Source organism: Parapedobacter soli (assembly GCF_025460835.1).
Lineage (GTDB): Bacteria > Bacteroidota > Bacteroidia > Sphingobacteriales > Sphingobacteriaceae > Parapedobacter > Parapedobacter soli.
This window is the reverse complement of the sequence record NZ_JAMXAY010000003.1, coordinates 83,142-96,455: the sequence shown is the minus strand read 5'-3', so window position 1 is coordinate 96,455 and position 13,314 is coordinate 83,142. Positions and strand designations below refer to the sequence as shown.

The window sequence follows — 13,314 nt, the reverse complement described above, 5'->3', positions numbered from 1 at the left end:
ACGATGGTATATGTATTGTTCAGTGTCCTTTGCAGTGTCACTGTTTCTGTTATCCTGAAGCTGGCGCGGCGTTATGCTGTGGATACCACACAGCTTATCGTGTGGAACTATCCAGTTGCGGTATGCAGCGCATGGTTTTTCCTGCAGCCCGAATTGTCGCCCGTCTATACCGGTGTTGTGCCATGGCCGCTATACGGTGCACTGGCTATCCTGCTGCCCGGCATTTTTTTGGCACTGAGCGCCTCCATCCGCTATGCGGGCATCGTGCGCACCGAGGTGGCACAACGCCTTTCGCTATTCATCACACTGATTGCTGCCTTCTGGCTGTTCAACGAGTCGCCGCAGGCCGGTAAGCTGGTAGGGGTTGCCATCGGTGTCGCGGGCATCTTGTGTAGCATCGGCTGGCACAAGGGCAGGAACCAGTACGGCCCCAACCACCGGGTATGGATATTTCCCATGATCGTGTTTTTCGGGTACGGCGTTATCGATATCCTTTTCAAGCACGTGGCACAGCACACCGGCGTACCCTACACCACGTCTATGCTTGTGGTCTTCAGTCTGGCCATGGTTGCTGCGTTCGCCCTGCTGGCGTACCACCTCATCGTGTTGCGCAAGAAATTCTCCATGCATGCCATCTTCTGGGGGGTGGTATTGGGTGGGTTCAATTTTGCCAATATCTTATTTTACATGAAAGCCCATCGGGCAGTGCCCGATAATCCGTCCGTCGTTTTCACCGGCATGAACGTAGGTGTCATCGCACTTGGCGCCCTGGTGGGGATATATCTGTTCCAGGAGAAGCTATCTCCTATCAATAAAGTTGGGATTGTTTTGGCATTGGTATCCGTATTGATAATTGCTTATTTATGAGTTTATTTGATGATACATATAAAACCATTGCTGCGCCTGTGGAGGGGCAGTTTAAGGACCGCGGCAGCAAGTTCATTGCCTATGCCTATCCGCTGAAAGATGAGGCGACGGCAAAGGAATTGGTGAGCGCGGTGAAAGCCGAGCACCCCAAGGCCCGCCACCACTGCTGGGCGTATCGGCTCACACCCGACCGCTCCGTTTTCCGTATCAACGACGATGGCGAGCCGTCGGGCACGGCCGGACGGCCTATCCTCAACACGTTGCTGTCTCACGACGTGACCAATGTGCTCGTAGTAGTGGTCCGTTATTTCGGCGGTACCCTGCTGGGCGTACCGGGCCTTATCCATGCCTATAAATCGGCTACGCAAGCGGCGCTTTCAGTGGCCGATATCGTAGAGCTGACAGTCAACGATATATACCGGATGACATTTGCGTACGACCAGCTCAACGATGTAATGCGGATCGTCAAAACGGAAGACCTCGATGTGTTGAAGCAGGATTTCGACACCCGCTGTACGATAGAGCTCGGAATCCGGCAGTTGCATGTAGAGCGGGTGCTGGGTCGCTTGGATAAAATCGAAGGCATTTCCATCGCTTTTGTTAAGACCTGTTAACATTTCATGGAAATATTGGATTAACATTTATCTTAGCGCCCGAATTTTAACATACAAAAACAAACAATTCATGATTTTACTGAAGTATGCTTCGAAATCAGCTGTGTTTTTTGTGCTAACCACTGTATTAGGAAGTTTTGCGGTGGATGCGCAGGCACAAGTTTTCCCTACGTCCGTCAAGGGCTGGGAGTCTGTGGGTAAGGTTACCGTCCCCTTGTCCAAGCAGCGGGCTCTGGTCACCGCGCCGGGTGATGCCATTTTGGCCCATGCATCCGACCGAAGGGGCCGCCCGGATGATCTGGTGTCGACGGCGGCGTATGGCGATATCGAGCTTGCATTCGACTACCTCCTTGCTGATGGGGCCGAGGCGACCTTGTATTTGCACGATGCTTATCCCATTGCGTTGGCCGACGCCAAGGCCGGCGTGTATCCGCCGCGGCAGCAGGTGGTCCGCGCACCTGGAATTTGGCAGCAGTTGCGCATCCGGTTCCGCGCACCGCGGTTCGACAGCCAAGGGCACAACATTGCGCCGGCACGCCTCCTGCGAGCAGAGTTGAATGGCGTCGTCATCCACGAAGACGTGCAGTTGCCGGCCCCCGGGGCCAGCAGTGGCCGCGCAGAGGCGCCCTTGCGCCTTGCGGTATCCCGGGGAGGGGTGGCGATTAAGAATTTCACGGCCGATAGCCTGCCCGAGGCTAACCCTTCGGGCGAGTGGGGCGGTGCCGACCCGATTCTGGTCACTGCCCAGGTGAACACCATGCTTCGCAGCTTTATGGACGTCCCCGGCGGATCCCGCGTGGTACACGCCATCTCGGTGGGGCACCCCGAACAGGTGCACTATACGTACGATCTCGACAAGGGCAGCCTGTTCCAAGTGTGGCGCGGCGGATTCCTGGATGCGACCCCGATGTGGAACAGCCGCGGCAACGGCACCTCGCGCGTACTGGGAAGTCCCCTATATTTCGGTGTGCCCGCACTTACAGTAGGTCGGCTGGCTACCACCGGTGAGCCCTGGCCCGCCGATACTACCGGCACAGGCTATAAACCGAAAGGATATGCGGTGGATGCGGCAGACCTACCTACATTCCGTTACCAGGTGTACGGCCGGCAGGTCGAAGATGCGATCCGTCCATTGGCGAAGGGCGATGGATTCACACGCACTGTGGCCGTTGCAGGTGATACCGATGGTTTATATGTACGGTTGGCGGCAGCGCCTGCCATCACCGACCAAGGTAAGGGTGTGTTCCTCATCGGCGACAATGCATGGTACCTCCGGGTAGAAGAAGCCGGCAAGGGCAAACCGTTCATCCGCAGCCAGCAGGATGGTCAGGAATTGCTCGTCCCAGCAAGCGCAGTAATCCGTTATTCCATCATTTTCTAATCCCTTGACCATGACGACTAAGATTAAACAGACACGATACCTGAAACTGATTGCGGCAATGGTGGTGGCGCTTGTGTGGGCATCCGGCCTCGCGGCGCAGGAGAGCCCCAAGGAAGAAGACTATTTCCGGATCCGCAAAGTACGCACGCCGGAGGGCATCATCCTGGAAGTGGGTGGCCTGGCCATGCTCCCAAACGGCAACCTCGGGGTGAGCACGCGGCGTGGCGACGTATATATCATCGAGAACCCGACCAGCAGCAATCCCTATTTCCGGAAATTCGCTTCGGGCCTGCACGAGATACTCGGGCTGGCCTATAAAGATGGTGCATTGTATTGCGCCCAACGGGGCGAATTGACCAAACTTGTGGATACCGACAACGACGGTAAGGCCGATGTTTACGAAACGATTTACGCGTGGCCCCTGTCGGGCCATTACCACGAATATTCGTTCGGCCCGATCATTGCACCCGACGGGTCTTTCTTTGTGACGGGCAATGTAGCCTTCGGCGATGAAGAGTGGTGGCGCGGCGAAAGCCGTGTGCCGTGGCGTGGCTGGGCGGTAAACATCACCGAAGACGGCAAACTCACCCCGTGGGCTACGGGCATGCGTTCACCGGCCGGACCGGGGCTGCTCAACGGCCAGTTTTTCTATACAGAAAACCAGGGCGACTGGATCGGCTCGGGCGGACTATGGCAAGTGAACAAAGGTGACTTTATGGGACACCCCGCCGGCTTGCGGTGGGCGGGCCTCCCCGGATCGCCCGTGAAGCTCACTACTGAGCAGTTCGTTTCAAAAATGGACGAACGCCGGGTGAAGAACGACCAAGGCCGCTTTATCAAGCCCGAAAATATCATCAATGAGCAGTATAAGACCGCATTCGATGCCAAGCAGGAGTTCGGCGAGTTCAGGCTGCCAGCCGTATGGCTGCCGCATGGCATCCTCGGGATCTCTTCTTCGCAGCCTACCGTCATCCCTGACGGCGTATTCGGTCCGTTTGCAGGCCAGGTACTGGTGGGCGACCAAGGGATGAGCATGCTGTCGCGTGTGATGCTAGAAGAGGTGAACGGCCAGTTGCAGGGGGCTGCTATTGGATTCCGTAGTGGCTTCCGGTCGGGCGTGCTGCGCATCGAGTGGGCCCCAGACGGCTCACTGTTCGTGGGCGAGACAAACCGTGGCTGGGGCTCGGCCGGCGATGCCAACGAAGGACTGGAGCGGCTGGAATGGAACGGTGAAATACCCTTTGAGATGCAAACCGTGAAAGCGATGCCCGATGGGTTTGAAATCACCTTCACGCTCCCGGTCGATACCGCCTCGGCCAATGACCTGGCGTCGTACCATGTAGAAAGCTATACCTATAAATACCATCCCGTTTACGGCAGTCCGCCAGTAGACGTGCAATCGCATCCGGTTAAAGGCGTAAAGGTCTCTGCCGATGGCTTGCGTGCACGCATCATCGTAGATGGCCTGAAAGAACACTATATTCATACCATCACGCTGGATGGCATCCGCGAAAAGGACCGCTTCTATTCGCTTATCCACCCAACGGCTTATTACACATTGCATAGCGTCCCCCAGGGGGCGAAGCTGGCGATGGATGAGGTAAGCACCAAAGACAGCTCTATCCCGCTGCCGGAACCCGAACCGGAGCCTGTGGTGGTGCCAAAGCAGTCAGGCACGGCGGCCGCTGCGGTGAAAGCACCGGCAGTGAAAAAAGCAGTTGCCAAGGCGCCCACCTTCAAAGAGGTTGAGGGGCTGCTCACAAAATATACCTGCATCGCCTGCCACAACCCGGATAAAAGACAAGTAGGGCCCTCGTATGCAGATATCGCCAAGCGGAAGTATTCGGACGAGAAAATCGTCGAATTGATTTACAATCCGCAACCGCAAAACTGGCCCGGCTACGCCACTCCCATGGCACCGATGCCGCATGTGCCCAAGGCAGATGCACTCAAGATTGCAGCATACATCAATTCGTTGGCAAACTGATCCGCCAGCATACCGGTATAATCCAGCTCCATTCCATGGGGCTGGATTTTTTTATTTCCCTTACTTTAACTAAGTTTGAACTCAGTTGTGCCGCCATTATGAACCCGACATGATTTTCAAAACCACATAGCGGAATGAAAACCATCAAACACCTTTGGCCCCTGGTCGTTGCCGTAGTATTGGCTTATGGCTTCCACCATGCTTGGGGCGTGTTGCCACCACTAGGTAAGTTACTCAGCCCATTCCAGGGATACCTGCAGAACGCCGAAGCAGAGCCGCAGTCTGGCGGTAGCGAAATTGTATTGTCCGGAATCACCGACGACGTGGTGGTGCGGTACGACGATAATGCGGTGCCGCATATTTTTGCCCGGAATGACGACGACCTCTATTTTGCACAGGGGTATGTGATTGCGCGCGACCGGCTGTGGCAGATGGAATTTTATACGCTTGTTGCGGCAGGCCGCCTTACGGAGGTGGTGGGTGGAGCTGCACTCGAGTACGACCGCTTCAATAGGCGGTTGGGTATGGCGCGGTCTGCTGCCACCATTGCCGAGCGGCTGGCAGCCGACACCGTAGCGCATCGGATGCTGGAGGCATACGCTGCCGGTGTGAATGCTTACATCGACCAGCTGACCTACAAGGACCTGCCCGTTGAATACAAACTGCTGAACTACCGGCCGGAGCCGTGGTCGCCCTACAAGTCCATCCTGATGCTGATGAATATGCGCAGCACGCTGAATGGGGGCAGCAACGACTACCGGCTCACCGAGGTGCTGGCCAGGTACGGGGCCGATGTGGTGGCCGACCTTTTCCCAGCGTACCCCGCCATGGCGTCGCCCATTGTACCGCCGGGAACGCCATGGAATTTCGATCCGCTGGCAGTTCCGCCGGTACCACACGAGGTGGCCGTCATGCCTGATAGCAGCTTGCTCGCATTCTCGGTACCGGCACCGCGGCCCGAAGTGGGTAGCAACAACTGGGCTGTGGGAGGTGTGCGTTCGGCCACGGGCCTGCCCATCCTGGCCAACGACCCGCACCTGCAACTCACATTGCCATCTATTTGGTACCAGTTGCAGCTGTCGGCGCCCGGAGTAAATGTATATGGTGTGACCCTTCCGGGTACGCCGGCTATCATCATCGGCTTCAATAAAGACGTGGCCTGGGGTGTCACCAATGTCGGTTCGGATGTGATGGATTTCTACCGCATCCATTTCCGCGACAGTACATTTGCCGAGTATTGGCACGATGGGCAATGGAAACCCACCACGATGTATGTAGAAACCTTCCGAATAAAGGGCAGTGCACCGTTACGCGATACTCTCTACTATACCCACCACGGACCGGTGGTGTACCATAAGCCCGTTGAAGGCGGCTATACCAAGCGGATTCCCGTAGGCTATGCTATGCGGTGGATCGCCAACGAGACCGACGGGGCCGATGTGCTGACGTTCTATTACCTCAACCGATCCGAAAACTACGATGATTATCGCGAAGCACTGGCCTATTTCACCGCGCCGGCACAGAACTTCATTTTTTCGAGCAACGGTGATGATATCGCCATTACCTCGAACGGCAAGCTTCCCCTCAAATGGAAAGGGCAGGGGAAGTATCTCCTGGATGGCACACTGGCGGCGCACGACTGGCAGGGATGGATCCCACCGGAACAGAACCCTACCGTGAAGAATCCACCACAGGGCTTTGTGAGCTCGGCAAACCAATTCCCTGCAGATACCACTTACCCCTACTACCTTGATTGGCAATTCGCCCACGACAGCAGGGCCATCCGTATCAATGAGCGGCTGGAAGCCATGACCGCTGCCACGGCCGATAGCCTGCGCAGCCTGCAGAACGATAACTTCAATGTGGATGCCCGGCGGATACTGCCACGGCTGATGCGTGGCTTGGCTACCGACGACTCCATCAGACGGACGGTGGAGTACGACGCGCTCGACCGCTGGGACTACCTGAATAATGCCGATGCAGTGGGGGCTACGATTTTTGACGCGTGGCTGGACAAGCTGCTCACCGCCATCTGGGGCGACGAATTCCCGCGGGATGAACAGCTGCTATACCCGAGCCTCGACCGTACATACCGGCTCATCAACAATGAGCCCGGTGCCAAATGGTTCGACAACGTGCTCACAATAGATACTGTCGAGACGATTGACGGCATCATCTGCCAGAGCTTCCGGCAGGCCATCGATACATTGCGTAAGCGGTACGGTGAGCTGTCGGCTACCGATTGGGCGTGGGGCCGTGTAAAAAACACACACGTGATGCACCTGGTGCCCAATTTCGTGTCGTTCGGGCGCTCGGGCATTGTTACCGGCGGTGGCGACGGCATTGTTAACGCCACATCGCATACCCACGGCCCTTCGTGGCGGATGGTGGTACAGCTGGACAACGATTGGCCGATAGCGTACGGCCTTTATCCCGGTGGGCAGTCGGGCAACCCCGGAAGCATTTACTATGACAATATGATCGACCGATGGGCCAATGGCGATTTGGATACGCTATTGTTCATGAAAACTGTGGATGAACAGTCGTCGAGGCTGCAACGGGACATGATATTGAAACCGAAAAATTAACACGATATGCTGTTCCTTTTTATACTCGTAGTAGGTGCGTTGTTATCGTTTATCGGCCCGTGGTGGGTTTTGGCACCGGTTTGCTTTGTGGGCTGTTGGTGGCTGTCGCGCTGTGCCCGGAGCGCCTTTTGGCAGTCGGCAGGCACCAGTGCCCTGCTGTGGGTAGGTTATGGTATTTACCTACATGTCAGCACAGGGTCGGGCCTGGCTGCCCAGGTGGCAGGTATCTTCACCGGGAGTGCACCGTGGGCCGCCGGCACGCTAGGAATTGTGCTGATGATGGCTCTGGCAGCCTTAGTGGCCGCACTCGTGGGTGGGTTTTCCGGACTGGCAGGTCTACGGATGAGGCAGCTTCTACGGCCTGCGCATTAGTGCCGTGTCGTCCTTATGGATGTGGAAGAGATCTCCACCGTTCTCAGTGATAACCGGGTAGATCGGTAGTTGCCAATCAGTATCGGATTGAAAATAAAATTTGCATTGTTAGGAATCCTAACTATATTTGTTCCGGCAATATTGCCGTCGGATAAATTAACAACCAATGATGAGCAAATCAATTTTTTATCATGCTGGATGTCCGGTTTGTGTAAGTGCAGAACAGGACATCATCAACCTTATCGGGACGGAAAAGGTGGAAGTAGTACACTTGGGCGATGACAGTGGACGGATCGCGGAGGCGGAAGCTGCGGGTGTAAAATCCGTTCCTGCTTTGGTTACCCCCCAGGGCAATGTGCTGCACATTAATTTCGGTGCATCCATGGCCGATGTAAAAGGCTAGCGGGGCTACCACGATGGGAAGGGACTACCGACGCTGGCTTTGCAAGGGTGCCCTTCCCTTTGATTGAATCGAATGATGTTTATAACAGCGGATGGTTGCATACGATAGCAGCCCGACGCGCAAAACCAAGATAATATGCAAGTATCGGTTTGGGATACATACGTTGAAAAAAAAGATGGTACCACGATGCACTTCGATATCATCGCCCCTGTGGAAGTAACAGACGCGGCAACTATCCACACCTATGGCCGGGATTATTTAGTACGTAAGGGACAGGAAGGGCAGCCACTCACGTCTAGGGAGTGTAGGTTCTGTCATGTCGAGACCGTAAGACCGCTGTGGGAGGCCACCATTAAGGAAAAGGGCTATTATATCTATGAAATGGAAAATTGCGACGGATGAGCCATTCTGATTTCGATCCGCAGAACCAGCGCATGGACAGCAAGATAATTGCTTCTCTAGAACGCATAGCACAGGCGTTCCGGGTATTGCTGTGGACGGAGAGTAAGGAGCACGCCTTAAGTCCTATACAGGTCCAGGTACTGATTTTTTTATTGCACCATAGTGAGGAGAAACGGAAAGTGAGCTACCTGGCTTCGGAATTTAATATGACCAAAGCGACCATCAGTGACACGGTTAAATCATTGGAACAGAAAGGGTTGATTAGCAAGGAGTATACCGAACGAGATACGAGGAGTTATGCCATACGTCTCTCTGATAAAGGGAAAGACATTGCCAGCCAGACTTCCCTGTTCACGCGCGAGCTACGGGCACCCCTCGACGAATTGGATGCCGGTGATAAGGAAAATCTGCTGTTGAGTCTAATTGGGATTATCCGTCACCTGAACAGGGTAGGGGTCATCACCCCGCAACGGATGTGCTTCACCTGTTCACACTATCGGCCGGGGTCCGGCGGACAAGGCCACTTCTGCCAATTGCTGAACCAATCGCTGGCACCGACCGAACTACGGGTAGATTGCGCTGAACACGTGCCGGTATAAGCCTGCTGGAATACGGATAGGAGCTATAAATACCTAATTTGGTGTATTGGATTCCGGGTTTTTTCTGGAGACCTTTGTTTGTTTGAAACGACCATGTAAAAAGAGTGGATTATGAATTATAAAGCAATCGTATTGATGGCGGCGCTGGCAGTAGGAAGTATGGGCGCAGCAAATGGCCAGTTTTTAAAAAAATTGGGCGAAAAGGCCGAAAAGGCTGCCGAACGGACCGTGGAACGCCGCGTAGAGCGCGAAACGGAGAAGAAGACGGACAAAGCCCTGGACAAAGTGTTTGAAGGCGGAGAAAAGGGCAGCAAAGAAAAAGCAAGCACGGACGAGAAAGGTACCACCGCAGAGAATGATGCGGCGGCCAAGCGCCAATCAGCACTGGCAGCACTACTCGGCGGCGGTAGCATGGAAGACGTGCCCAACGCATATACATTCTCTTATCGTGCTACGATGACAATAATAGACGAAAGCCAGCAGGCCGAAACCAACGTGTTGTACTGGTTGGAACCGGATGCTGCCTATTTCGGCACGGAAGTGCAGGCCGGTGAGGGATCCGGCCAGCTGGCCGTGATGGATATGGACCTCAAAAGTATGATCATGTTCATGGACGACGGCGAACAAAAGACGGCCATGCGCCTCAGTGGTGATAAAAAGCTGATAGACCAATACATGAAGAAAGCTACCGATGAAGATGCTGCTGACGTGAAAATCACACCAATTGAAAGCAAGACCATACTCGGTTATCGCTGCAAGGGGTTCCAAATGGAAACCGAAGACGGCGTATCGAAGGTATGGGTAACGGATGAAACGCCCGTAGGTTTGATGGGCGGTGCATTGAAAGGCGATTATATCCCGGAGGGACTGCCCAATCTAGGGCCCAAAGCACTGTTCATGGAAATGGAGTATACCCCCAAAAATAGAAAAAAAGGCAACGTCCGGATGATTTGCACCGAATTGAAAGAGGTATCTATGGCCATCAATAAAAAGGATTATCAGTCTATGGCACTGTGATTCAACCTTTTGTTATTCCTGGGAACGGCAATTAAATACATGGCCACGGGGCTATCATCCGACGCTTTATGAAAATCCGGTGGGATGGTGTCTACTTCGATGAGGTGCTGCATAAAACCGAAAAATCACTATGTTTGCAGCATGAGCAACCGATTACAACAGCTGATCGAATTCCTGGCGGAAAGCCCCGGCGACCCCTTCTTAACCTATGCCTTGGCTACGGAACACCTCAAACTGGGGCAAACGGAAGATGCACTTCACCACTACGAAGCGTTGGTGAATGACCACCCCGACTATGTGGGTACCTATTACCACCTCGGTAAGCTATACGAAGCCCTGGGGCGCAAAGCGGATGCGGTGGATACGTATGAAAAAGGGATGCAGGCTGCGCGTGCTAAGCGTGATATGCACGCACTATCCGAACTGCAGGGGGCATACCACCTGGCAGCCGGTGATGATGACGACGACGATTAAGCCTTCTCCAGACAGAGTTCACGTAGTTTACTGACCACAAAATCAATTTCCGCTTTCGTATTGATTTTGGAAAATGAGAAGCGTACGCTGGGCCGCCCGGTATCGGCTTGGATGGCGTGGAGCACGTGTGAACCAATATCCGACCCGGAGCTGCATGCGCTGCCCCCCGAAGCGGATATGCCCGATATGTCTAAGTTGAACAGTAACATATCACCCAGGTCTGTGCAGGGGAACGAAACGTTGAGCACGGTATACAGGCTGTTGTCCGGAGTGATGTCGCCGTTGAACCGCACATCCGGGATGTGTGTTTTCAACCGGCCGATCATGTAGTCTTTGAGGCCCTGTATATACTGCCGGTGTTCATCCATGTGTGTATAGCAGAGCTCAAGGGCTTTCGCGAGTCCCACGATACCATACACGTTTTCGGTACCGCCGCGCATGTTGCGCTCCTGGGCGCCGCCGTAAATGAATGGGTTGATTTTGGTGTGGTGGTTCACGTAGAGGAAGCCCACACCTTTGGGGCCGTGGAATTTGTGGGCTGCACCTGTTACGAAATCGATCTGCAACTTATTGAGGTCGTGCACATAATGCCCCATGGTTTGCACCGTATCGGAGTGGTACAGCGCCTGGTACTGCTTGCATAGCGCCGAAACGTACTCGATATCGGTGATGGTGCCGATTTCATTGTTGGCGTGCATCAGTGAAACGAGCGATCGTGGGTTCTCTTTCAGCAGCTGCTCCAATTGGCGCAGGTCGACATTTCCGTTGGTATCGACCGATAGCAGGCTCAGCCGGATGGTGCCGTTTTTCTCGAGTTCTTCGAGCGTATGCAATACGGCATGGTGCTCCAAAGGGGAGGTGATGGCGTGGGTGATGCCGTGATCGATGATGCCCCTTACGATGGCGGTGTTATCGGCCTCCGTGCCTCCGGAAGTGAAAAATATTTCCGCGGGTGATACGTTGAGCAATCCGGCAACCGTTTTCCGGGCTTTCTCAACAATAGTTTTTGCCCGCCTGCCGTGTGCATGGATGGATGACGGGTTGCCGTAGTTCCCTTCCATCACTTCTACCATAGCAGCAATGACCTGTGGGTCCAGGGGAGTGGTTGCTGCATTGTCCAGATATACTTGCATGGGGCAAAGGTAAAAAAAAGCACCGGATGATATCCGATGCTTTCCTATAATATTCGTGTCAAAAGTGCAATCTACCGTTGCCCGGGCAGGTACACTTGGAAGCCTAGGGCCACCCCCAGACCGCTTTGTCCGGTCGAACCTGAAACCGTGGCTTTACTGTAGTTGTAGCCGGCGGTGGCTTCCAATGCCACACTTTGGGTAATGAAATGCGCATAACCGACATTCGCACCCAATGCTAAGGACGCACCCGACCCCGGAGAGCTGCCTGAGATTCCCACATCACCCTGTGCAAAGAAACGGCCACTTGCGCTTGAGCCTTGCGGGAAATAATAGCGTACAAATGGTGCAACACCATACCCCCACAGGTTGTCGCTGTCGGGAACGGTGGCTAACGAACCGATCAGACTTAAACCAACTGCCACGCCGTCTGATACGAAATAGCCTGCCCTGGGGTTGATCGTAATATTGAAATTTTCTCCCTCGAAGCTGTATCCTAAACTTCCTAAGCTCCCGCCCACAATCCAATTTCCTTTTTGAACCGGGGTAATGCCGACGTTGGCCGATGTCTGCGGTTTGTTGATGTCTTGTGCACTAGCTGCTAATATGCCAGCTAGGAATAATGCTGAAAATAAAAATGCACGTTTCATGGTCTTTTGTTTAAATGTAAATGTTCGTGTTAAATACTCGTTTAACTAATTTAACTGTTTGGTTAAATAACATAAAACGTGCCATATTGTTTCCAGGCTTAGGTTAACCGGGTTGATTCAGTTGGAGGTGAGGCGGGTGAATAATGCCTCCAGGTGCTCCTCGCCGTACCTCGTTTCCAATTGGTCCAGCGGGAAATCGGCTACAATCAGGCCTCGGTGGATGATGATGACGTCGTCGCAGAGGGCGGCCACTTCCTGCATGATGTGGGTAGACAGTAACAGTGTTTTTTCGCGGCCAAGGTTTTTGATCAACGACCGGATGTCCTGGAGTTGGTTGGGGTCCAGCCCCGAGGTCGGCTCGTCGAGGATCAGGATGTCGGGGTCGTGGAGGATGGCCTGTGCCAGTCCCACGCGCTGGCGATAGCCTTTGGACAGCTGGTGTATTTTTTTGTGCTGCTCGGTGGTGATGCCAGTAAGGGCGATGACCTCAGCGATACGGGCCTTGCGGTTGGCTATACCGTGGAGGCCGGCCATGAAGGCGAGTGCTTCGCGCACGTACATGTCTTGGTAAAGCGGATTGTCTTCGGGTAGGTAACCTGTGCGGCGGCGGGCGGCGATACTATCTTCTTGGATGGGTATGCCCGATAGGGTGACCTCCCCCGAGGTGGGGGTGAGGCTGCCGGCCAGGATTTTCATGGTGGTGGTTTTGCCGGCACCGTTGGGTCCGAGGAACCCGAGCACGCGACCCGGTTTTGCTTCGAATGAAATGCCTTTCAGCGCTTGGTGCGAGCCGTAGTGTTTATGGAGGTTGGCTACGTGGATCGACATAG

The 13,314-nt window shown here is 54.4% G+C and carries 14 protein-coding genes; 11 read left to right on the top strand and 3 right to left on the bottom strand.

Features of this window, described 5'->3' with window-relative positions; genetic code table 11:
* Positions 1-3 precede the first annotated feature (3 nt).
* From NGM62_RS02580 to NGM62_RS02530, 11 genes are all read left to right on the top strand, one after another.
* The gene (locus tag NGM62_RS02580; protein WP_262245628.1) at positions 4-867 is read left to right on the top strand and encodes an EamA/RhaT family transporter; all 864 of its coding nucleotides are present in this window, start codon (positions 4-6) and stop codon (positions 865-867) included.
* The gene (locus NGM62_RS02575) at positions 864-1,481 is read left to right on the top strand and encodes an IMPACT family protein (protein ID WP_262245627.1); all 618 of its coding nucleotides are present in this window, start codon (positions 864-866) and stop codon (positions 1,479-1,481) included. Before NGM62_RS02580 ends, NGM62_RS02575 begins: the two co-directional genes overlap by 4 nt.
* Positions 1,482-1,551: 70 nt before the next feature.
* Positions 1,552-2,862: a DUF1080 domain-containing protein gene (locus NGM62_RS02570; RefSeq protein WP_262245626.1), complete on the top strand. Its 1,311-nt coding sequence runs from the start codon at positions 1,552-1,554 to the stop codon at positions 2,860-2,862.
* A 10-nt stretch (positions 2,863-2,872) separates the two neighbouring features.
* The gene (locus NGM62_RS02565; RefSeq protein WP_262245625.1) at positions 2,873-4,849 is read left to right on the top strand and encodes a c-type cytochrome; all 1,977 of its coding nucleotides are present in this window, start codon (positions 2,873-2,875) and stop codon (positions 4,847-4,849) included.
* 134 nt (positions 4,850-4,983) lie between these two features.
* Positions 4,984-7,437: a penicillin acylase family protein gene (locus tag NGM62_RS02560; protein ID WP_262245624.1), complete on the top strand. Its 2,454-nt coding sequence runs from the start codon at positions 4,984-4,986 to the stop codon at positions 7,435-7,437.
* Between the two features lie 6 nt (positions 7,438-7,443).
* On the top strand, positions 7,444-7,809 hold the full coding sequence (locus tag NGM62_RS02555; protein ID WP_262245623.1) for a hypothetical protein: 366 nt from the start codon (positions 7,444-7,446) through the stop codon (positions 7,807-7,809).
* 166 nt (positions 7,810-7,975) lie between these two features.
* The gene (locus tag NGM62_RS02550) at positions 7,976-8,212 is read left to right on the top strand and encodes a thioredoxin family protein (RefSeq protein WP_262245622.1); all 237 of its coding nucleotides are present in this window, start codon (positions 7,976-7,978) and stop codon (positions 8,210-8,212) included.
* A gap of 135 nt (positions 8,213-8,347) precedes the next feature.
* Positions 8,348-8,614: a DUF2024 family protein gene (locus NGM62_RS02545; RefSeq protein ID WP_262245621.1), complete on the top strand. Its 267-nt coding sequence runs from the start codon at positions 8,348-8,350 to the stop codon at positions 8,612-8,614.
* Positions 8,611-9,213 (top strand): MarR family winged helix-turn-helix transcriptional regulator, encoded by a 603-nt coding sequence (locus NGM62_RS02540; protein ID WP_262245620.1) that lies wholly within the window; start codon positions 8,611-8,613, stop codon positions 9,211-9,213. The genes NGM62_RS02545 and NGM62_RS02540 overlap by 4 nt, the downstream gene beginning before the upstream one ends.
* A gap of 111 nt (positions 9,214-9,324) precedes the next feature.
* Positions 9,325-10,230, top strand: a complete 906-nt coding sequence (locus NGM62_RS02535) for a DUF4412 domain-containing protein (RefSeq protein ID WP_262245619.1) — start codon at positions 9,325-9,327, stop codon at positions 10,228-10,230.
* Between the two features lie 141 nt (positions 10,231-10,371).
* Positions 10,372-10,704: a tetratricopeptide repeat protein gene (locus NGM62_RS02530; RefSeq protein WP_262245618.1), complete on the top strand. Its 333-nt coding sequence runs from the start codon at positions 10,372-10,374 to the stop codon at positions 10,702-10,704.
* Here NGM62_RS02530 and NGM62_RS02525 read toward each other — a convergent pair.
* The 3 genes from NGM62_RS02525 to NGM62_RS02515 form a co-directional block, all read right to left on the bottom strand.
* Positions 10,701-11,837 carry a cysteine desulfurase family protein gene (locus NGM62_RS02525; RefSeq protein WP_262245617.1) on the bottom strand — a complete coding sequence of 379 codons (1,137 nt, stop codon included), beginning with the start codon at positions 11,835-11,837 and terminating at the stop codon, positions 10,701-10,703. The two genes, NGM62_RS02530 and NGM62_RS02525, sit on opposite strands and share 4 nt — an antisense overlap.
* A 71-nt stretch (positions 11,838-11,908) precedes the next feature.
* Positions 11,909-12,484, bottom strand: a complete 576-nt coding sequence (locus tag NGM62_RS02520; protein ID WP_262245616.1) for a hypothetical protein — start codon at positions 12,482-12,484, stop codon at positions 11,909-11,911.
* A gap of 117 nt (positions 12,485-12,601) precedes the next feature.
* Complete coding sequence (locus tag NGM62_RS02515; protein WP_262245615.1) at positions 12,602-13,312, bottom strand: ATP-binding cassette domain-containing protein; 711 nt, start codon at positions 13,310-13,312, stop codon at positions 12,602-12,604.
* Between the last annotated feature and the right edge of the window lie 2 nt (positions 13,313-13,314).